Source organism: Micromonospora sp. NPDC003944 (assembly GCF_053605225.1).
Genome location: NZ_JBSGIV010000024.1, coordinates 37,716 through 57,306, shown reverse-complemented (window position 1 = coordinate 57,306; position 19,591 = coordinate 37,716). Strand labels below are relative to the sequence as shown.

The 19,591-nt window shown below is 71.3% G+C and carries 21 protein-coding genes and 3 tRNA genes; 14 read left to right on the top strand and 10 right to left on the bottom strand.

Annotated features, from left to right (window positions below):
* Positions 1 to 10: 10 nt before the first annotated feature.
* Together ACWER9_RS14570 and ACWER9_RS14565 are read right to left on the bottom strand one after the other, a co-directional pair.
* Positions 11 to 1,336 (bottom strand): cryptochrome/photolyase family protein, encoded by a 1,326-nt coding sequence (locus tag ACWER9_RS14570; protein ID WP_452302300.1) that lies wholly within the window; start codon positions 1,334 to 1,336, stop codon positions 11 to 13.
* Entirely contained in the window at positions 1,333 to 2,256 is a 924-nt protein-coding gene (locus ACWER9_RS14565) for a phytoene/squalene synthase family protein (protein WP_452302299.1), read from the bottom strand. The genes ACWER9_RS14570 and ACWER9_RS14565 overlap by 4 nt, the downstream gene beginning before the upstream one ends.
* A gap of 64 nt (positions 2,257 to 2,320) precedes the next feature.
* Here ACWER9_RS14565 and ACWER9_RS14560 point away from each other — a divergent pair, with 64 nt between their 5' ends.
* The 8 genes from ACWER9_RS14560 to ACWER9_RS14525 all read left to right on the top strand — a co-directional run bounded on the left by ACWER9_RS14560 (position 2,321) and on the right by ACWER9_RS14525 (position 7,893).
* Entirely contained in the window at positions 2,321 to 3,463 is a 1,143-nt protein-coding gene (locus ACWER9_RS14560) for a polyprenyl synthetase family protein (RefSeq protein ID WP_452302298.1), read from the top strand.
* Between the two features lie 28 nt (positions 3,464 to 3,491).
* Positions 3,492 to 4,973: a phytoene desaturase family protein gene (gene crtI / locus ACWER9_RS14555; RefSeq protein ID WP_452302297.1), complete on the top strand. Its 1,482-nt coding sequence runs from the start codon at positions 3,492 to 3,494 to the stop codon at positions 4,971 to 4,973.
* On the top strand, positions 4,970 to 5,590 hold the full coding sequence (gene idi, locus ACWER9_RS14550) for an isopentenyl-diphosphate Delta-isomerase (RefSeq protein ID WP_452302296.1): 621 nt from the start codon (positions 4,970 to 4,972) through the stop codon (positions 5,588 to 5,590). Before crtI ends, idi begins: the two co-directional genes overlap by 4 nt.
* The gene (locus tag ACWER9_RS14545) at positions 5,580 to 6,530 is read left to right on the top strand and encodes a MerR family transcriptional regulator (RefSeq protein ID WP_452302326.1); all 951 of its coding nucleotides are present in this window, start codon (positions 5,580 to 5,582) and stop codon (positions 6,528 to 6,530) included. Before idi ends, ACWER9_RS14545 begins: the two co-directional genes overlap by 11 nt.
* 75 nt (positions 6,531 to 6,605) lie before the next feature.
* The gene (locus ACWER9_RS14540) at positions 6,606 to 7,388 is read left to right on the top strand and encodes a polysaccharide deacetylase family protein (RefSeq protein ID WP_452302295.1); all 783 of its coding nucleotides are present in this window, start codon (positions 6,606 to 6,608) and stop codon (positions 7,386 to 7,388) included.
* Positions 7,389 to 7,542: 154 nt separating this feature from the next.
* A tRNA-Glu gene (locus tag ACWER9_RS14535) sits at positions 7,543 to 7,615 on the top strand.
* A gap of 31 nt (positions 7,616 to 7,646) precedes the next feature.
* Positions 7,647 to 7,720, top strand: a tRNA-Asp gene (locus tag ACWER9_RS14530).
* Between the two features lie 99 nt (positions 7,721 to 7,819).
* Positions 7,820 to 7,893, top strand: a tRNA-Phe gene (locus ACWER9_RS14525).
* Between the two features lie 363 nt (positions 7,894 to 8,256).
* Here ACWER9_RS14525 and ACWER9_RS14520 read toward each other — a convergent pair.
* Positions 8,257 to 9,213: a hypothetical protein gene (locus tag ACWER9_RS14520; RefSeq protein ID WP_452302294.1), complete on the bottom strand. Its 957-nt coding sequence runs from the start codon at positions 9,211 to 9,213 to the stop codon at positions 8,257 to 8,259.
* A gap of 156 nt (positions 9,214 to 9,369) precedes the next feature.
* Between ACWER9_RS14520 and ACWER9_RS14515 the strand changes: the two genes are divergently transcribed.
* On the top strand, positions 9,370 to 9,897 hold the full coding sequence (locus ACWER9_RS14515; protein WP_452302293.1) for an SRPBCC family protein: 528 nt from the start codon (positions 9,370 to 9,372) through the stop codon (positions 9,895 to 9,897).
* 70 nt (positions 9,898 to 9,967) lie between these two features.
* Here the strand turns inward: ACWER9_RS14515 and ACWER9_RS14510 are convergent, their stop codons facing one another.
* Positions 9,968 to 10,672 carry a DUF2786 domain-containing protein gene (locus tag ACWER9_RS14510; protein WP_452302292.1) on the bottom strand — a complete coding sequence of 235 codons (705 nt, stop codon included), beginning with the start codon at positions 10,670 to 10,672 and terminating at the stop codon, positions 9,968 to 9,970.
* A 131-nt stretch (positions 10,673 to 10,803) separates the two neighbouring features.
* Between ACWER9_RS14510 and ACWER9_RS14505 the strand changes: the two genes are divergently transcribed.
* Complete coding sequence (locus ACWER9_RS14505) at positions 10,804 to 11,244, top strand: hypothetical protein (RefSeq protein WP_452302291.1); 441 nt, start codon at positions 10,804 to 10,806, stop codon at positions 11,242 to 11,244.
* Positions 11,245 to 11,340: 96 nt separating this feature from the next.
* Here ACWER9_RS14505 and ACWER9_RS14500 read toward each other — a convergent pair whose 3' ends face one another.
* The gene (locus ACWER9_RS14500) at positions 11,341 to 11,730 is read right to left on the bottom strand and encodes a hypothetical protein (RefSeq protein ID WP_452302290.1); all 390 of its coding nucleotides are present in this window, start codon (positions 11,728 to 11,730) and stop codon (positions 11,341 to 11,343) included.
* Positions 11,731 to 11,885: 155 nt separating this feature from the next.
* Here ACWER9_RS14500 and ACWER9_RS14495 point away from each other — a divergent pair, with 155 nt between their 5' ends.
* Positions 11,886 to 13,229, top strand: coding sequence for an ABC transporter substrate-binding protein (locus ACWER9_RS14495; RefSeq protein WP_452302289.1), 1,344 nt, complete (start codon positions 11,886 to 11,888; stop codon positions 13,227 to 13,229).
* Positions 13,230 to 13,297: 68 nt separating this feature from the next.
* On the opposite strand, the gene ACWER9_RS14490 is transcribed toward ACWER9_RS14495, so the two are convergent.
* Together ACWER9_RS14490 and ACWER9_RS14485 are read right to left on the bottom strand one after the other, a co-directional pair.
* Positions 13,298 to 14,041, bottom strand: a complete 744-nt coding sequence (locus ACWER9_RS14490) for an enoyl-CoA hydratase/isomerase family protein (RefSeq protein WP_452302288.1) — start codon at positions 14,039 to 14,041, stop codon at positions 13,298 to 13,300.
* Positions 14,038 to 14,895, bottom strand: coding sequence for a 3-hydroxyacyl-CoA dehydrogenase family protein (locus ACWER9_RS14485; RefSeq protein WP_452302287.1), 858 nt, complete (start codon positions 14,893 to 14,895; stop codon positions 14,038 to 14,040). Before ACWER9_RS14485 ends, ACWER9_RS14490 begins: the two co-directional genes overlap by 4 nt.
* Positions 14,896 to 15,072: 177 nt before the next feature.
* On the opposite strand from ACWER9_RS14485, the gene ACWER9_RS14480 reads away from it, so the two are divergent.
* Positions 15,073 to 15,366 (top strand): hypothetical protein, encoded by a 294-nt coding sequence (locus ACWER9_RS14480; RefSeq protein WP_452302286.1) that lies wholly within the window; start codon positions 15,073 to 15,075, stop codon positions 15,364 to 15,366.
* A 61-nt stretch (positions 15,367 to 15,427) separates the two neighbouring features.
* On the opposite strand, the gene ACWER9_RS14475 is transcribed toward ACWER9_RS14480, so the two are convergent.
* The gene (locus ACWER9_RS14475) at positions 15,428 to 16,207 is read right to left on the bottom strand and encodes a class I SAM-dependent methyltransferase (RefSeq protein WP_452302285.1); all 780 of its coding nucleotides are present in this window, start codon (positions 16,205 to 16,207) and stop codon (positions 15,428 to 15,430) included.
* Between the two features lie 54 nt (positions 16,208 to 16,261).
* On the opposite strand from ACWER9_RS14475, the gene ACWER9_RS14470 reads away from it, so the two are divergent.
* Positions 16,262 to 16,651 carry a PPOX class F420-dependent oxidoreductase gene (locus tag ACWER9_RS14470; protein WP_452302284.1) on the top strand — a complete coding sequence of 130 codons (390 nt, stop codon included), beginning with the start codon at positions 16,262 to 16,264 and terminating at the stop codon, positions 16,649 to 16,651.
* An 84-nt stretch (positions 16,652 to 16,735) separates the two neighbouring features.
* Here the strand turns inward: ACWER9_RS14470 and ACWER9_RS14465 are convergent, their stop codons facing one another.
* Positions 16,736 to 16,945, bottom strand: coding sequence for a BldC family transcriptional regulator (locus tag ACWER9_RS14465; RefSeq protein ID WP_007073996.1), 210 nt, complete (start codon positions 16,943 to 16,945; stop codon positions 16,736 to 16,738).
* A gap of 251 nt (positions 16,946 to 17,196) precedes the next feature.
* The gene (locus tag ACWER9_RS14460) at positions 17,197 to 18,036 is read right to left on the bottom strand and encodes a hypothetical protein (RefSeq protein WP_452302325.1); all 840 of its coding nucleotides are present in this window, start codon (positions 18,034 to 18,036) and stop codon (positions 17,197 to 17,199) included.
* Between the two features lie 193 nt (positions 18,037 to 18,229).
* On the opposite strand from ACWER9_RS14460, the gene ACWER9_RS14455 reads away from it, so the two are divergent.
* Positions 18,230 to 19,312, top strand: a complete 1,083-nt coding sequence (locus tag ACWER9_RS14455) for a Leu/Phe/Val dehydrogenase (protein ID WP_452302283.1) — start codon at positions 18,230 to 18,232, stop codon at positions 19,310 to 19,312.
* The last annotated feature ends 279 nt before the right edge of the window (positions 19,313 to 19,591 follow it).

Here is a 19,591-nt window from a genome sequence, read left to right as displayed (position 1 = left end):
GACCGGAAGATCAGCGCAGCCAGACCGGGTCGGTGCCGGGCACCGACAGCGGCGGCGGGTAGTCGAGCGTGCTCCGGAGCTGGTCGGGCAGTCGCCACGGTTGGTGCACCGCCTTGCCCTGCACCCCGGCCAGCTCGGGCACCCACCGACGCACGTAGTCGCCGTCCGGGTCGTACCGCTCGGCCTGCCGGACCGGGTTGAACCCCCGGTAGGGCTTCGTGTCGTTGCCCGTGCCGGCGACCCACTGCCAGTTGCCGGAGTTGTTCGCCACGTCCCCGTCGAGCAGCCAGCGGAAGAACACCGTCACCCCGGACCGCCAGTCCTGCCCGAGGTGCTTGGTCAGGTAGCCGGCGGTGATCAGGCGGGCCCGGTTGTGCATCCAGCCCTGCGTCCGCATCTGCCGCATCCCGGCGTCCACGATCGGCATCCCGGTGCGGCCCTCGGCCCAGGCCGTCGACGCGTCGTCGTCGTAGCGCCACTGCTCGGTGGCACCCCGCCGGTACGCCGCTGTCGAGATCTCCGGGAAGGCGGCAGTGACCTGGTAGTAGAAGTCCCGCCAGCAGAGCTGCCGGACGAACGGGCCGGACCGGTCGCCGGCGCGGTTCGCCACCGCCAGCGGCGACACGCAGCCGAAGCGCAGGTACGGGCTGAGCCGGGAGGTGTCGTCGCCGGCCATGTCGTCGTGCTGATCGCCGTACCGGGTCAGGTCGGGCAGCCAGTCGGTGAGCCGCTGCCGGGCGACCCGTTCACCGCCGATCGCCGCGTCCGGCGAGTCGCCGGCTGGCAACGCCGGCAGCCGGCCCACGCGTACGCCGTCGGGCAGCGTGATCCGGCGCGGCGGGGCCAACTCCTCGCGCCACTGCTTGGCGGCCCAGGCCCGGTGGTAGGGGCTGAACACCCGGTAGTGGTCACCGCCGCCACCGGGGCGCAACGCGCCCGGCTCGACCACGGTCAGCCCGGGGAACAGGCGCAGGTGCAGTCGATGGCGCTCACACTCGGCGCGTAGTCGCCGCTCCCGGCGACTGGCGTAACGGCTCACGTCGGCGCTGAGTGCGATCGCCGTGGCACCGACCTCTTCGGCGAGCCGGATCGTCTCGGCCACCGGGTCGCCGTGCCGCACCACCAGGTCGCCACCGAGGTCGCGCAACTGGGCGCGCAGGTCGGCGAGGGCCTGGTGCAGGAACCGGGTGCGGTTGGCCGACAGCCTGGCCAGGGCCGGGTCGAGCACGTACAGCGGCACCACCCGGTCGAAGGCCGCGCAGGTGGTGGCGAGCGCCGGGTGGTCGTGCACCCGCAGGTCGCGGGTGAGGAGCACGACCGCCGTACTCGCGGTCACCGGCCCTCCAGGGGGATCGTCGGCCCGGGGATGACGACCGGCGTACCTGTCGAGCTGAGCAGAGCCCGCGCGGCCACCGCCATCCGTCGCCGCTGCGGCACCAGGGCCCGCCGGGTGAAGACGTCGTAGCCCTGCGCGGCCACCTCGTCGAGGATGCCGCCGTAGAGCGCGTACGCGGTGCGCATGCAGGCCTGCGAGGCGGGCGCCAGCATGGTGATGCCCGGCGCGGCGGCGGCGTAGTGCGCCTGGGCGCGGGTCACCTCGTACTCGATCAGCTCGCGGATCCGAGGCGTGACACGGCCCTGGGCGCGAGCCTCGGCCAGTTCCTCGCGGGTGACCCCGAACTTCGCCATGTCCTCGTCCGGCAGGTAGGTGCGGCCCCGGTCGAGGTCCTCGGCGACGTCCCGGATGAAGTTGGTGAGCTGGAAGGCGAAGCCGAGCTGCCGGGCCGGCTCCCGGGCCGCCACCGGGTCGGAGCTGCCCAGGATCGGCAGCATCATGGTGCCGATGACCGCCGCCGAGCCCTCCATGTAGTCGAGCAGGTGATCGTAGGTCGGGTACGCGGTGACGGTCAGGTCCATCGCCATGCTCTTCAGAAACGACGCGAAGTCGTCCCGGTCGAGATCGAAGACGGCGATCGTGTGCAGCACCGCCGGCAACAGCGGGTCGTCGACCGACGCACCGCGCAGACCGGCCATGAACTGGCTGGCCCAGTGGTCCAGACGAGCCGCGCGCTCGGCCGGCGGCAGGTCCTCGGTGCGGTCGACTATCTCGTCCGCGTACCGGGTGAAGCCGTAGAGGGCGTGCACATGTCGTCGTTTCCAAGCGGGCAACAGGCGGGTGGCGAGATAGTAGGTGCGGCCGTGGCGTTTGTGCAGCTCACGACACCGGCCATAGGCAGCGGTGAGATCAGTTTCCACCGGCCCTCCTCAATTATCGACGCACCAATCGACGCAACTCGTAGCCTAGGGTACGCTCAGCCGCATGGCCAACGACGCAGTAGCGGGCAACGTGACCCGCGTGGCGCCGGCAGGGCCGGGGGACGGGGACGATCCGGTCCGCGCCGTTCTGGCCGCGTACACCCACGACCTCGTGACTGCGGTCGACGAGACCCTGGACACCTTCCTCACCGCCGAGGTCGACACCCTCAACGACATCGACGCATCGATGGGCCACTTCGCCGCCACCGCGCGGGAGGCCGTCCTGGCCGGCGGCAAACGAATCCGGTCCACGTTCGCCTACTGGGGTTGGCGCGGGGCGGTCGGTGGCACCGCGGCGCTGCCGCCCGTGCTGCCGGCGCTGGCCGCGCTGGAGCTGCTGCACACCTTCGCGCTGGTGCACGACGACGTGATGGACGCGTCCACCACCCGCCGTGGCCGACCCACCGCACACGTCGCGCTCGCCGAGCAGCACATCGCCGCCGGCCACCGAGGTGACCCCGATCGGTTCGGTGAGGCCGTCGCCGTGCTCATCGGCGACCTCTGCATGGTCTGGGCCGACCAGTTGCTGGCTCACGCCTCGGTGCCGTCGACCCGACTCTTCGAGGTGCGCCGCTGCTACGACCAGATGCGGGTGGAGACGGTCGCCGGGCAGTATCTCGACGTCCTCGGCGAGAACGACCCGGCCAGTTGGTCCGTCGATCGGGCGCTGCGGGTTGCCCGCTACAAGACCGCCAGCTACACCGTCCAGCGACCACTGCTCTTCGGGACCTGCCTGGCCGGGGTGCCCGCCGACGATCCGCTGGCCTCCGCGTACACCCGTTATGGCCTGGCCGTCGGCGAGGCGTTCCAGCTCCGCGACGACCTGCTCGGCGTCTACGGCGACCCGGCAGCCACCGGCAAGCCGGCCGGCGACGACCTGCGCACCGGCAAGCCGACCACGCTGCTCATGCTGGCCCGTGAGCTGGCCACACCGGCCCAGCTCACCGCATTGGAGCGGGCCGCCGACGGGCCTGTCGACATGCTCGCCGGGCTTGTCGCCGAGACTGGTGCGGTGACCCGGCTCGAGCAGATGATCGCCGAACGGGTGAGCGACGCGCTGGCCGCGCTCGACGCCGCGCCCGTGGACCAGACGGCGCGGACCGCGCTGACCGGGCTGGCCACCGCCGCCACCAACCGGCGGGCCTGATGAGCGACTCGAGCGAGGAGGTGGTCACGTGCGAACGGTGACAGGACGCACCGACCGGGTGGTGGTCGTCGGGGCCGGGCTGGGCGGGCTTGCCTGCGCACTGCACCTGGCCGGCAGCGGTCGGCAGGTGACCGTGCTGGAGCGTGAGCCGATGCCCGGCGGGCGGGCCGGGCGGCTCGGCGTCGACGGCTACGAGTTCGACACCGGCCCGACGGTGCTCACCATGCCCGACCTGATCGCCGAGGCGCTCGGCGCGGTCGGCGAGGAGTTGCACGACTGGCTGGACCTCACCCCGCTCGACCCCGCCTACCGGGCGTACTACCCGGACGGCTCGACCCTCGACGTGCTCACCGACACGACCCGGATGGCGGCCGAGATCTCCCGGGTCTGCGGGCCCCGGGAGGCCGACGGCTACCTGCGTTTCGTCGAGTACGCGCGGGAGCTGTGGCGGTTGGAGCGCACCGACTTCATCGAACGCAACCTGGACGCGCCTACCGACCTGATCACCGGCAACCTGCTCAAGCTGCTCGGCGGTGGAGCCTTCCGCCGACTCCAGACGAAGATCAACCAGTTCTTCCGCGACCCGCGTACCCAGCGGATCTTCTCCTTCCAGGCGATGTACGCCGGCCTCGCGCCGCACGACGCGCTGGCCATCTACGCGGTCATCGCGTACCTCGACTCGGTGGCCGGGGTCTACTTCCCGCGCGGTGGTATCCACGCGGTCTCCAGGGCGATGGCCGGCGCGGCCGAGAAGCACGGCGTGCAGATCCGCTACGACACCACGGTGACCCGGGTGGAGACCGCGAACGGCCGCGCCACCGGCGTCCTCACCGCCGACGGCGACCTGGTGCCCGCGGACGTGGTGGTGCTCAACCCCGACCTGCCGGTCGCCTACCGGGACCTGCTACCCGCCGCGCCCAAGCGTCAGCTCACCTACTCGCCGTCCTGCGTCGTTCTGCACGTCGGTTCCCGACAGGGCTATGCGAAGATCGCCCATCACAACATTCACTTCGGGCGCAAGTGGAAGGGCACCTTCGATGAGGTCATTCGGCGAGGTGAGCTGATGACCGACCCGTCGCTCCTGGTGACCAACCCGAGCCGGACCGACCCCGCGGTGGCCCCGCCGGACCGGCACACCTACTACGTGCTCGCCCCGGTGCCCAACCTGCACCGGGCGCCGTTCGAGTGGCGCGGCGACCTGACCCAGCGCTACACCGACCAACTGATCGGCACGCTGGAGGAGCGCGGCTACGTCGGCTTCGGCGCCGGGGTCGAGGTGGTGCGGGCGGTCACCCCCGCCGAGTGGGAGGAGCAGGGGATGGCCGCGGGCACCCCGTTCGCCGCCGCGCACACCCTCTTCCAGACCGGCCCGTTCCGCCCGTCCAACCTGCACCGCGACCTGTCGAACGTCGTGTTCGTCGGCTCCGGAACCCAACCCGGCGTCGGCGTGCCGATGGTGCTCATCTCCGGCAAGCTCGCCGCCGGCCGAATCACTGGGGAGGGCCGATGAGCAGCCGCGAGGAGCACCTCGTCGAACTCGTCGACGAAAACGGCACGGCCCACGGTAAGACGACCGTCACGGCCTCCCACCAACCGCCGGGGCAGTTGCACCGGGCCTTCTCGGTGATGCTCGTGGACCCGGACGGCCAGGTGCTGCTCCAGCGCCGAGCCGCCGTCAAGACCCGGTTCCCGCTGCGGTGGGCAAACTCCTGCTGCGGCCACCCACAGCCCGGGGAGTCGCTCGTCGAGGCGGCCAACCGACGGTTGAGCGAGGAGTTGGGCGCGGGCCCGATCGAGTTGACCGAGGTCGGCATCTACCTCTACTACGCCGAGGACCCGGCGACCGGTCGGGTCGAGTTCGAGTACGACCACGTGCTGCGCGGCGAATTCCTGCCCAGCGCTCCGCTGCTGCCGGACCCGGACGAGGTGGCCGAGCTGCGGTGGGCCGACCCCACCGCACTGGAGGCCGAGTTGAAGCGCGACCCCCGGTCGTACGCGCCCTGGCTGGGTGGGGTGGTGCACCGGCTGCTCCACCCCTCGGAGCCCCGGTCGGGCGCACCCGGTTCCGCCCTGGCCCCGCCCGGACTGTCGGCGGATGACACGGCGGAGCGGTCGGGTGGTCGATGAGGCGCTGAGCGCGGGTGCCGTCGCACGTCGGCTGGGTGTCGCGGTGACGACCCTGCGCACCTGGCACCAGCGCTACGGGCTCGGGCCCAGCGAGCACATCCCCGGCCACCACCGCCGGTACACACCCTCCGATCTGGCCCGCCTCGAGATCATGCGACGACTCACCGCCGAAGGGGTGAGCCCCGCCGAGGCGGCCCGCTGGGCCCGCCAGGCACCGGACCCGATGCCCAACGGCAACGGCGCCAGCGGCCCCACCCGGGGCCACCCGACCGGTCGTGACGGCGGCGGCACCATCCCGGTCGGCCGTGCCGGCCCGGCGGCCCGCGGACTGGCCCGAGCCGCCATGCGGCTGGACGCGGCGGCGATCAGCGAGACGATCGCGCACGCCCTGGCCGCCGGCGGTGTCGTCGCCACCTGGGAGAACCTGCTGCGCCCGGTGCTCGCCGGCATCGGTGAACGACACGCCGCCACCGCCGGCCTGATCGAGGTGGAACACCTGGTGTCCCGCTGCGTCTCGGAGGCGCTCGCGGCAGCCAGTCGGGCCAAGATCCCCACCGGGCCGGCCCGGATCCTGCTCTCCTGCGCCGACGAGGAACAGCACACCCTGCCCCTGGAGGCGTTGGCCGCAGCCCTCGTGGAGGCCGGTGTCAGCTACCGGATGCTCGGCGCGCGGGTGCCGGTGGCCGCTCTCGTCGAGGCGGTCAACCGGACCGGACCGGCCGCCGTGGTGCTCTGGTCACACACCCGGGCCACCGCCGACCCGGCCCAGCTGGGCGCGCTGCTCGCCGCGCCCCGACGCCCGTTGCTGGTGCTCGCCGCCGGCCCCGGCTGGCGCGCCGACACGCTGCCCGCCGGGGTGGTGCGGCCGGTCGACCTGGCCGAGGCGGTCTCGCTCTCCGCCGCCGTCCGCGATTCCCTCGACCAGTCGGGGCGTGACTGACCGCACTGTCGCCGGCTGGCGGCGTGAACTACCGTCGTGCGGGTCCGCCTACCCCGACCCTCCGGGAGCGAGCAGATGCAAGCCCGCGCCGCCCTGGCGTCCGTCCTCGCCGTGGCGCTGGTCTTGTCCGGCTGTGCCCAGCCGGACCGCACCATCGCCGCCGCCGGCCCGCCGAAGCCTGTGGAATCCACCACACCGCCCACCCCCACGCCGCGCCCCAGCGTCACCAAGCCGGCCAAACCGCCGCTGCGGCCGCTGCCGGCCAAGCTCCCCGCCGGTCTGGGCCGCAACACCGGGGTACGCCCGGTGGCCCTCACATTCGACGACGGGCCCAGCCCGGCCTGGACGCCCAAGGTGCTGGACCAGCTGAAGGCCGCCAAGGTGACCGCTACCTTCTGCGTCGTCGGTCGTGAGGCGCAGCGCCACCCGGAGTTGATCCGGCGGATCGTCCGGGAGGGACACCAGCTCTGCAACCACAGCTGGCGACACGACCTCGATCTCGCCCGGCGACCTGTCGCCGATATCCGGGCCGACCTTGCCCGCACCAACAGGGCCATCCAGGAGGCCGCTCCCGGCACGAAGGTGTCGTTCTACCGGCAGCCAGGCGGTCGGTGGACGTCGGAGGTGCTCGGCGTGGCCAAGGACCTCGGGATGCGTCCGCTGCACTGGTCGGTCGACCCACAGGACTGGGACAAGCCGACCGCAGCCACGATCGGCAAGCGAATCCACGCCGCCAGCCGCCCCGGCGCGATCGTCCTCCTGCACGACGGAGGCGGAAATCGGGCCGCGACCCTCGCCGCGTGCCCGAAGGTGATCGCCGACCTGAAGAAGCGCTTCGGCATCACCCGACTCCACTAGCACCGCTCTGACCTGCAGTTATGGCCCATCCCAAGCCCTTGCCGATACCGATTTTGTCGACCGACGGAGCATCACGTATGCTTTCGAAGCCTCCGGCGGGGCCGGATGGGAGCAAGTCCGCTTGAAGTTGCGAATGTGCAATGATGGCGGGGCCGCCCTCATCGTCTAGCGGCCCAGGACGCCGCCCTTTCAAGGCGGTAGCACGGGTTCGAATCCCGTTGGGGGCACGACCGGCGCAAGCCGGAGCAACACAAGCTAGGTCCTGTGGAGCAGTTGGAGTGCTCGCCGCCCTGTCAAGGCGGAGGTCGCGGGTTCAAGTCCCGTCAGGACCGCAGCGCTGACGCCGCGCCCCGCGCGGCGTTCTGCGTATCGGAGCAGGTCGCCTTGCCGCCGGTTCGTCCGGTTGCCGGGTAACATGAGCCGAGCGACACGGCCAGGTAGCTCAGTTGGTACGAGCGTCCGACTGAAAATCGGAAGGTCGGCGGTTCGACCCCGCCCCTGGCCACATAGCCTTTCGCCGGGCTACAGAGGTCCCCGCCAGCGGAAACGCAGGTGGGGATCTTGCTGTTTCCGACGCGTCCCGCCGGCACGTCCCGCCGGCACCTCCAAGATCGTGCTCGATCCAGGAAACAGTGGTCTCGAAGCGCGGACGAGGCCACTACATCAAGGATCGAGCACGATCATGCGATTGAGCGTGGCCTGGCGACGCTTCGGACCACGCCTGCGAGCGGCGCTTTACGCACTATCACCGAAACTGCTGCCTCCTGACTGGCTGAGGCGGCAGTTTCCCTGAAGATGCTCGGGTCTTGGCGCCCTCTGCGCGGCCATCGGGTGGGAACACCCCTGCTGCACAGGGGACACCGCCTTGTCAGTGGTCGCGACGGCCCTGTTGGCGATGCTGCGCCACGCTGCCCTGGATCGCCTCCCACACGCTGCGACCGGCCTGCCGCAGCGTCTCCCCCGCCTGCTCGGCGAGCTGCGCCGCACCCTGGGCCGCGCTCTGAGCTGCGGCCTGCGCCGGCCCCGGCAGACCGCTGTCGCCACCACCGGGCGGGCTCGCACCGGGCGCACCCGACCGACCAGGCTGGTTGCGGTTCCCACCGCCCGCCGACCCCGCTGATCCCTGAGGGTGTCGCACGTTCGTGGCCGCACCTGCCGAATGCTCTCCGTCACCCGTGCCTCCGGGCCGCTCTTCCTCGGGTTGCCGCAACCCCTCGGGACGCTGTGACCCCTCGGGGCGCCGGCCTTCAGGTCGGCTGCCACCCGGCGCACCGGCCCCAGGCTCACGCCCCTCAGCACGCCGCCCCTCAAGGCGCTGACCCACAGGCTCACGCCCCTCCGAACGCAGCCCCGCAGGCTCACGGCCCTCCGGACGAGGACGCAGGCCCGCAGGCCCACGGCCCTCCGGCCCGCCGTTTGAGCGCCGGCTCGCTTTGAGCTCCGCTGCGTTGGCGGTCAACTGCTGGGTGCTGCGGTCGGCATCGTCGACGGCCGTACGCGCAAGTGCTTCGATGATGTGTGGGTTGTTGTCCAGGGTGTCGAGCGCGCGTCCCAGGATCCTGGTCAACTGCTCCAACCGCACCCGCAGCTCCGCCTCGGCGTTCACGCCGTTGACTGTCAACTCGCCGCCGTTGAGGTGCACCCGTACGCCGGCGTCGACCTGGAGCAGGTTGGCGACCCGGGCGCGCAGCGACAGGTCGGCCTCCAGACCGTCGACCGCCAGCCGGATGGAGTCGACGGAGACCTTCGGAATGTCGAGCAGGACGTCCGGAGCTGCGTCGCCGACGTGCTGGTCCGGCTCTCGTTGCTGCGCGTTCTCGCTCATGATCTCCCGCCGCCTGCAAAGAGTCCCCGGTCGTTCGGCGCGGTTACCCGCTTTCCGGCGGGGCATCCCGTCCGTGACGGCTCGACGACCCTCTGTCTGGAACCGGGCACCGTGCGAAGCTGCACACCCGGGCATCAGCCGGTATGGTCCGGGCCTATGGGACAGGAATTGACTGATCCGGCCGACATCCGGCAGGACGTCGACCGGTTCTCCCTCCGGTGCAGCCTCCTCGTCCCGGGCTCCGCCGAGCACGCGTTCGCGGTCTTCACCGACGAGCTGACCGACTGGTGGGTCACCGAGTACACCTGGTCCGGTCCGGACGCGTTGGCCGAGCTGGGCATGGAGCCTCGGGCCGGCGGCATGCTCTACGAGTTGGGCCCGTACGGTTTCCGCGCCGACTGGGGTCGGGTGCTCACCTGGGATCCACCTCGCCGGCTGGTCTTCGTCTGGCAGATCGGCCCCGACCGGGCGCCGGTGCCGGACCCGGCCCGCGCGAGCGAGGTCGAGGTGCTGTTCCATTCCGAAGGCCCGGAGCGCACCTGGGTCGAGCTGGAGCACCGGCACTTCGACCGGCACGGCGAGGCTGCCGAGGGTTACCGCACGGCACTCACCGCCGGTTGGCACGAGCTGCTCACCCGCTACGTCGCCACCGTGTCGCGCCACCGCCCCAGCACGGCGGCCTGACGACCCGGATCAACGACCGAGCCAGCGGATCAAGGACCCAGCCAGCGAATCAGCGGCCCAGCCGCCGGGATCAGCGACCCAGCCGCCGGTCGGCAGCGGAGCCGCCGACGTTCCGACCACCAAGGTTCGCGCGTTGGCCGGCTTCCGCCCCCGAGCCGAAGCCGGTGCCGCCCAACCGGCGCGGTGGTGCGGTGCGCAGTCGCGGGTACTCCTCGGTGAGCCGGCGCTGCACCCGGTCGGAACGGTCGGCGAGCACCAGCGCCATCGACGGTGCGCCCGACTCACTTGCCGCCGCCGTCTCGGCCGCCCAGAGCCGGCCACCGACCACCTCGGCGAAACCGGCAAGCCAGGAGCGGCGGAAGGCGGCGGGGTGGTCGTCCGCGGGCACCTCGGTGGCGGCGAGGCCGTGCGCCGCCTGCACGAGCAGTGAGGTGAAGAGCAGGTCGACCCGCTCCAGGTCGCTGGCGAAGCCGAAGAGGTGCAGGGCGAAGCCGTTGCCCTGCCGACGGCGTACGCAGCGGCAGCGCAGCGGCTCGGCCACCGCGGCGAGCAGGCCGACCTTGTCGCGGGCGTACGGGGCGACGACGTCGAGCACCCGATCGCCGACCGGGTCGGTGGCCGGGTCGCGGGCGGCGAGCAGCGCCCGGTCGACGCCGTAACGGGCGATCAACTCGGTCGCCTTGGCGGTGAACGCGGCCGACTCGGCCGGCGTGCAGGCCGGGTCCTCGGCCTGGGCCAGCAGCTTGCGCACCTTGCTGAGCATGGCCTCGGACATGCCTACAGAGCTATCACACCAGCCGGACATCAGCAGGGCAACGCCGAGATCAATCGATACGTATCATCGTCACGGCCAGATGATCAGTCCGATACGGACGGTCAGTCAACTGTTCTCGGAGGTGCGAACGAATGCCATCCCCCACCGCTCGTCTGCTCGCCGTCGCCACGGTTACCGCGCTGCTCGCCACCGGCACTCCCGCCCGGGCGGAGCCGACATCACCGACCACACCGGTCAGCTCGGGGCCGAATGCGTTCGCCCCGCTCGCCACCTGTTACGGCGGTGCGGTCCGGTCGTACTTCGAGACCGGCCGCTACGGCGGCTCGGCCGGGCAGTACCGGACCACGACGCGCTGTCGCGACATCAACGTCCGCAACGCGAGCGTGTACGGCACCGACGCGTGTGTGATCTTCGTGGACAAGACGAGCGCCTGTAACTACTGGACCTACCTGCCGGCCAACTCGGGCTGGATCACCGTGGCGACGAACGTCCGGGACGGCGTCAACTTCCGGGTCCGCTTCGAGAACCTGCGGTACGAGTACGAGCCGCTGATCGCGTACCACGCGTTCTGACTGACCCGCGCGGTCGCGGCGTCCGCCCCCACGAACGGACGCCGTGACCGGCCAACCGCCGCCGCGTCCCATCGGCGCAGCGCCCGGTCCGGCCGCTCACCCGGCGCGGCTGCGCAGGGTGGCGATCGTCGAGCCGGCAAGGGTGAGCAGGCAGTCGGGGAGCAGCCCGTCCGCGGCCGCCGCGCCGAACAGCGCCTCACCTGTCGGTTCGTCCTGGTTCGCGTACGCGCTGACGAAGCGGGCCACCCACCGGGTGTCGTACCCGGCCTGGTCGATTCCCGGGAAGTCGAGCGCCGCGCCGCTGGCCTCCGGCGCGTCACCGAGCATGGTCGCGGCCAGGCACCAGGCGACTCCGTACGCGCCGTTCAGGCCGGCCCGGTCGACGACCGCGTCGAATGCTCCCACCACCGCGTCTCCATCGCCGGCGAGCGCCGAACGGAGCACGGCGGCCGCGTCATCGAACGTCTGCTGTGGTAGGTCAGTCACGCAGCGCACAGTAGGACTGGTGGTCAAGCCCTCCGGCAATCGTCACTCTCCGTATGCAACGCGAGTTACCTGCGCATTACGCCACCTCCACGGTCCCGCCGTCGGCGTCGGCACGCTAATGTGCGCAGCGGACCTTCGCCGGAGGAAGGACGACCATGTTCGTATCACGCCGTTCGCGGGTAGCCACACTGGCTGCCTGCGCGACGATCCTGCTCGCCACAAGCGCTTGCGGGGATGACAAGCCCGAGGAGGCGAGCGCCCAACAGGTGCGCCTCTACGGCACGGACGGAAACATGCTCAACTCCTATCCTGCGGAGTTGAAGGAGCGGGCCAACCTCGTCGACGGGATGAAGGGCACCACGCCCCTCGTTCCGCTGCCCGAGGACTTCAAGGGCCGGCTCAAAGGCATCAATCCGGCGCTGACGGACTACCTGTACTCCGCCGAGACGTACGACGCGGTGGTGATCGCCGTGCTCGCCGCCCAGTTGGCTGGCAGCACCGATCCGGCCGCCATCACGAAGCAGATCGTCGCCGTGACGAACGACGGGCAGCGCTGCGAGGACCCGGCGAGCTGTCTCGCGCTGGCCCGTAACGGGCAGGACGTCGAGTACCGGGGCGTGTCGCTGACCCGCGCGGGTTTCACCGACAAGGGTGAGCCGGCCACGGCGAGCTACGCCACGCTGACCTTCGACGGGCAGCAGATCAACGACGGCAAGACCGAGTTCGTCGGCGCGGGCATCGAGTCGGCGGCGAGCACCAAGACGCCGCCGAAGCCCAAGAAGCAGCGCCCGGGTGGCAACGACGACCAGGAGCCGTTGGTCCTGGGCGGCCTGCTGCCGAAGACGGGTGACCTCGCGATCGCCTACCCGCCGATGGCCGCCGGCGCCGCGCTGGCGATCAAGGAGATCAACGCCGCCGGCGGCGCGCTGGGCAAGCCGGTGACGTGGCTGGACGGCGACGACGGCACGAACCCGGCCGTGGCCAAGGCGACGGTGGCGAAGCACGTGACGGACGGCGTCAGCGTGATCATCGGCGCGGGTGGTTCGGGAATCTCCCGGGCGGTGCTGCCGGACGTGGTGGCGGCCGGGAAGATCCTCTTCTCCCCGTCGAACACCGACAGCAGCCTGACCGATGCGGACGACCAGGGCCTCTACTTCCGCACCGCCCCTCCGGACAGCCTCCAGGGCCGGGCGCTGGCCGACGTGATCCTGCGCGACGGGTCACAGAAGATCGTCATCGTCGCCCGCAAGGACTCCTACGGTGAGGGCCTCCAGGCCACCGTCCGCGACGAGTTGGAGAAGGCCGGTGTCGCCGGCGACCGACTCAAGCTGATGACGTACGAGCCGCCGGCCGACGCGAAGGCGGCGCCTGTCGACTTCAGCAGCGGCGCGAAGGAGATCAAGACGTTCGGCGCGGACGCCGTGCTGATCATCGGCTTCGGTGAGTCCGCCCAGGTGATTCGTGGCCTGGCCGACGCCGGGGTACAGATCCGGCAGTAGGCGGCACCGACACATCCACGACGGCCGCACCGGCTTCCCGCCGGTGCGGCCGTTTCTGGTACGCGGGATCAGCGCGGCCGGCGGCGCTCCAGAAACTCGGTCATCCGGCGCCGCTTCTCGTCGTCCTCGAAGAGCACCGCCTGGCTGACCAGGTCGAGATGCGGGTGCGCGGCGGCGGGCGCGTCCACCGCCAACTTGGTCAGCCGCACCGCCAACGGTGAGCCCAGGGCGATCTCGTCCAGTAGCGCGTGCGCCACCGTCAGCAGCTCGCCGGGCTCGTCCACGACCCGGTTCACCAGCCCGATCCGCAGCGCCTCGGCGGCGTCCACCCGGCGGCCGGTGAAGAGCAACTCCTTGGCCCGGCCCTCGCCGACCAACGCGGGCAGCCGGTGGGTCGCGCCAGCGCCGGCCAGGATGCCCAACCGCACCTCCGGCTGGCCGAAGACCGCCCGCGCCGTGCACACCCGAAGATCGCAGGCGTACGCCAGCTCCGCGCCACCGCCCAACGCCGGGCCGTCGACGGCCGCCACGGTCGGCATCGGCAACGCCCGGATGCGCGCGAAGGCGGCCGAGTTGATCGCGGCGAGAGCGTCCGTGCGACCCCGTTCGCGGAGCTGGCCGATGTCAGCGCCACCAGCGAAGATGCCCTCCGCGCCGCCGGTGAGCAGCAGCAGGCGCGGGCGCGCCTCCAACTCGGCGCAGACCTGGTGCAGCTCGGCGATCAGGTCGGCGTCGATGGCGTTGCGCTTCTCCGGCCGGTCCAGGGTGACCACCAGCCGGTCCGGCAACTCCTCGATCCGCAATCCGGTCATTGCTTGACGCCGGCTTCCCAGTGGTAGAAGCCGTGCCCCGACTTCTTGCCCAGCCGACCCGCGGCCACCATCTCCACGAGCAGCGGCGGTGGCGCGAAGCGGTCCCCGTACGCGTTCTGCAGCGTGCGGGCGATGTCCAGCCGCACGTCGAGGCCGACCAGGTCGGTGAGCTCCAACGGCCCGATCGGATGCCGGTAACCGAGCACCATGGCCTTGTCGATGTCCGCCGGGCTGGCCACCCCGTCGGCGACCATCCGGATCGCCTCCAGCCCGAGGGTGACCCCGAGTCGGGAGGTGGCGAAGCCGGGCATGTCGCGTACGACGACGGGGTCCTTGCCAAGCCGACCGGCGAGCGCGACGGCCGCGGTGGTGGTCTCCTCGGCGGTGGCCGGGCCGACCACGATCTCCAGCAGTGTCATCGCCCAGACCGGGTTGAAGAAGTGCAGGCCGAGGAAGCGCTCGGGCGCGTCCAGCTCGGCGGCCAGTTCGCCGATGGCGATGCTCGACGTGTTGCTGCCCAGCAGTTCCGGGTGCAGAGCGGCGGCCTCCCGCAGCACCGCCCGCTTCAGGTCGAGACGCTCCGGCACCGCCTCCACGATCACCTGTGGGGCGGGAGCGACGTCGGCGAGGGTCGGACGCAGCGTCACCCGTTGCCGGTTGGTGGCGGCCTCGTCAGCGCTCAGCTTCCCGCGCTGCACCGCCCGCTCCCACAGCTCGGCGAGCCGGTTCAGGGCCGCCGCACCCCGGTCGGGGTCCACCTCGACCAGCTCGACGGCGTGCCCGGCGCCGGCGGCCACGTACGCGATGCCGAGCCCCATCGTGCCGGCACCGACGACCACGAAACGATCGCCCATCACGCCTCCCTGTCCCGTCCGCCGGTGCGCGGGGTCCCCGCCGCACCGGCCCGGGTGTCCCGTCCGCTCCGCTCGCTCATGGTGCGACCCTAGACAGCGCGACGACCCGGCCCATGCGTGGGGGAGCGCCGGATCGGGTAATGACGGCCCGTCAACCGAGGGAAGGACCACATCGACATGAGCCAGGCACCGGAGAGCGTCACCGACACCGACACCGAGATCGTGGAGACCCGGGGTGACGAGCGGGTCGAGCTGCTGCGCGCCGACACCAACAACGACGGCAAGACCGACGTGTGGGTGGTGGACACCGACGGCGACGGCAAGGCCGACCTGTTCCAGTTCGACACCGACGGTGACGGCAAGGTGGACATCACCATGGTCGACATCGACGAGGACGGCCAGCCGGACGAGGTGGTCGACGGCGACGGCGGCCTGCCGCCCGAGCAGCTCCCCCCGACCGTCCAGGTCTGAGACGTACGACGGCCCCTGCCTCCGCTTCGAGCACGGATCGCAGGGGCCGTCGGCACTCAGCTCAGTCGACGAGACGCAGGGTCGCCAGGTAGTAGGGGGCGTCGCGATCGTCCACATCGGTCAGCCGCCAGCCGGAGCCGTGCACCAGACTTGCAAACTCGTCAGCCGAGCAGACCAGATAGTCGAACCACTCGGTGCTCAACTCGCGGTAGCGCAGCCGCAGCCGTAGCTGGCCACCGAGCCGGCCGCGCCGACGGTTGCGCTCGTGGTAGCCGGTGTGCAGTGGGTCGCGGGTGCCGTACGGGTCGGTGCCCTGCGCGATGATCTGCGCGCCAGGTCGGGCCAGCGCGGCGAGCGCGGCCAGGAAGCGGGGGGCGCGCTCGCGGCCCTCGAACAGCCCGAGATTGTTACCGAGCAGCAGGAACGTGTCGTAACGCGGACCGTCGGCGATGTGCGTGTCGACGGTGCCGTGCACCAGTCGCCGGACGCCCCGACGCCGGCTCACCTCGAGTGCGCCCGCGGAGGTGTCCAGCCCGGTGACCGGTACGCCGCGCTCCTGCAGCAGCAGCGCGATCCGGCCGGCGCCGGTGCCGATGTCGAGCGTCTCGCCGCGCGCCCGGTCGAAAGCGCGGTGGTCGTACGGCTGCCATTCCGCAGGCTGGTCCAGGTAGTGCGCGGCCGGGGCGCCGTTGATCAGGCCGTCGTCCCGCTCGATGATCTCGATGACCGGTCGCGGCAGTCGACCACCGACAAGCGGCCGGGGACCCACCCCGGTGGCCACCGCGAGAGTGTCCCGCAGCAGCTCGCCGACCACGTCACCGATTAGAGGCTCAACCGTCACGGCGTTCACGCTATCCGGCCACTCAGCGGCCTGTAGCGGCCGTATCCTGGCGGCGTGACCATGCTGGACCGGCTGTCGGCCGAGAAGTACATCCTGCTCACGACCTTCCGCAGGGACGGTCGGGCGGTGCCGACCCCGGTCTGGGCGGTACGCGACGGTGAGGCGTTGGCGGTCTGGACCCGGGCCGACTCGGGCAAGGTGAAGCGGATCCGTCACAACGGCGACGTGACGGTGGCGCCCTGCGACGTGCGGGGTCGACCGCACGGGATGGAGGTGCCAGCTCACGCGACGATCTACGGGAGCGCCGACACCGGTCGGGTCCGTGACCTGCTCAAGCACAAGTACCGCCTGATCGGTCGGCTGAGCCTGCTGGGCAGCCGGTTGCGCCACGGCGAGGGCCGCACGGTCGGCATCCGGGTGACGTTGGCCGAGCCGCAGCGCTGACCGGCGGCCGCCGTCGTGCTCACTGGGCATGGAAAGGGGCGGCGGACCGAGATCCACCGCCCCTGACGTAGAACTGTCGCCGGCTCAGTCGCCCTGCCGCTGCTGCGGGATCTGGCCCTGCAGCAGCGCCCTGACCTCCGACTCACGGTACCGACGGTGGCCACCCAGGGTGCGGATGGCACTGAGCTTGCCAGCCTTGGCCCACCGGGTCACCGTCTTCGGGTCGACCCGGAACATCGACGCCACCTCGGCCGGCGTGAGTAGCGGCTCTGGTTCGTGCGTTCGCGATGCCATCGGTCACTCCTCCACATGTATAGACATCGGCCGGGGTCCCGCCGGCCGACGCGTCTCCCATGGTCCGGCTAGTCCCCGATGTCCGACATGGGCCGAACGGATGAAGGTCCCTAGACGGACGGATGAACCATGCCCGATTTTTACGACTTTTACACGGCAGAAACTACCTTATTCGGACTCATGATCACGGTTCGTGATGCGTCAACTACGAGTGCACCTCACCTTGGGAGCGCTCCTAGGGCTTTATGCCCCTAATTGCACCGCTCCAACAGCTGCACCGCGCGCCACCGTGCCACCAACTTGTCGTACGCGGCGGACGCCTCCTCGGCCTCCCCGCGCGACAGCCCCGCCAGGCCGCCGGCGACCAGCTCGGGCGAGTCGTCCGCCGCGAGGGTCTCGTCGGAGAGCAGGTCGACCAGACCGCCGTAGTCCAGTTCGACAACGGACCGTGGATGGAACTCCTCCAGCCAGCGGGCCGCCTCCTCCACCGCCTCGGTGATCGGCGCCTCGCCCACCGACTTGCGCAGCACCGACAGCGCCCTGGACGAGCGCCGTCGAGCCTTGGAGATCTCGGTGCGGTAGCGCAACGCCCGGCGGCCCGACTGGGTGACCAGGTCCCGCTCCGACGGGTCGAAGAGCACGAACCACCGCAGCGGTACGCCCCAGGTGGCGATCTGCTCGTGCACCCGCGGCACCCCGTGCTCAAGCACCCGGGCGCCACTGCGCCAGTCGTCCACCACCGCCCTGGCCTGCCCGGCGAGCACCGGCGGCACGAAGGCGTCGGCGAGCACCGAGGGCACCCCGTCCCGGGCGCTGAGCGCCGCCTCAGCGACCCGGATGCGCAGGTTCCACGGGCAGACCAGCAGGCTGTCGTCCGTCTCCAGGACGTACGCCTCCTCCGGCAGGTCCGGCAGCCGGGTCCAGCCGGCACCCAGCGCCTCGATCACCGCCGTCCGCTGCCGACCGGGCCCCTCGACCGGGGCGACCGCGCGCCCCTCCGAGACGTAGCGGCGCCAGTAGCTCTGCCGGTCTCGATCGAAGGCGGCCAACGGTTCGTACACCCGCAGGTAAGAAGCGAAGAGCGACGGCACCGCGCGATCCTCCCACGAACCACGCCCGTACGCGGTCAGCGGCCGGAGCACGCGCGCCGCACCGTGGGACGGCGGTGGCGCGTCGAGCGCCCGCACGGCGGCCGATACTAGGCTCGACGACACCGGCAGCATCCCCGCCGGGGTCCACCAGGTCCGCGTTCCACAAGGACGCACACCACCGTAGGAGCCAACCATGGGTGTATTCGCGAGCACCGACGACCCGATATCGACCGGGCACGAGCAGGTCGTGTTCTGCCAGGACAAGCAGAGCGGCCTGAAGGCGATCATCGGCATCTACTCCACCGCGCTGGGCCCGGCGCTCGGCGGCACCCGCTTCTACCCGTACGCGAGCGAGGACGACGCCCTCGCCGACGTGCTGGACCTGTCGCGCGGGATGGCGTACAAGAACGCGCTCGCCGGGCTGGACCTGGGCGGCGGCAAGGCCGTCATCTGGGGTGACCCGGAGCAGATCAAGAGCGAGGCGCTGCTGCGCGCGTACGGGCGCTTCGTGGAGTCGCTCGGCGGCCGGTACTACACCGCCTGCGATGTCGGCACGTACGTGGCGGACATGGACGTCGTGGCCCGGGAGACCCGCTTCGTGACCGGGCGCAGCGTGGAACACGGTGGCGCGGGCGACTCGTCGATCCTCACCGCCTGGGGTGTCTTCCAGGGGATGCGGGCCGCGGCCGAGCACGTGTGGGGCACCCCGAGCCTGCGGGGCCGGCGGGTCGGCGTGGCCGGGCTGGGCAAGGTCGGCAAGTACCTCACCGGGCACCTGCTCGAGGACGGCGCCGAGGTGGTCGCCACCGACGTCAACCCGAAGGCGTTGGCCTGGGTGCGCACCAACCACCCGGAGGTCACCCTCGTCGACGACTCCAGCGCGCTGGTCGCCGCGGACCTCGACGTGTACGCCCCGTGCGCGCTCGGCGGCGCCCTGAACGACGACACCGTGCCGGCGTTGCGCGCGAAGGTGGTGACCGGGGCGGCCAACAACCAACTCGCCCACCCGGGCATCGAGAAGCTGCTTGCCGACCGGGGCATCCTCTACACCCCGGACTACGTGGTCAACGCAGGCGGCGTCATCCAGGTGGCCGACGAGATCGAGGGCTTCAACTTCGACCGGGCGAAGCTGAGGGCGACGCGGATCTACGACACCACCCGCGAGATCCTGCACCTGGCCGACGCCGAGGGCGTGCCGCCGGCGGTGGCCGCCGACCGGCTTGCGGAGCGGCGGATGGCGGACGTCGGCCGGCTGCGCTCGATCCACCTGCGCTGAACGCTCCCGGAGGCGGATCGACGAGATCCGCCTCCGGGCCCCCGGGGGCCCGTGCGGCTCGGTAAGCTGAGCCCGGGTTTCAAGTTTGATGCGGTTTGTCCGGTGTCACGGGTGCTAACCGTTCCGCTCCTTACCCGGTACACTGGGTAACGGCCGGATCGACGCGACGCGCAGAGCCGGCTGACGGTAACCCGAGGTGCCGAACGGTGGCATCCCCATGTACCGTAAGAGCCACGAGAGATGCCTGACGTCATCGGGGCCCGCCTTCGGGCTGCCCCG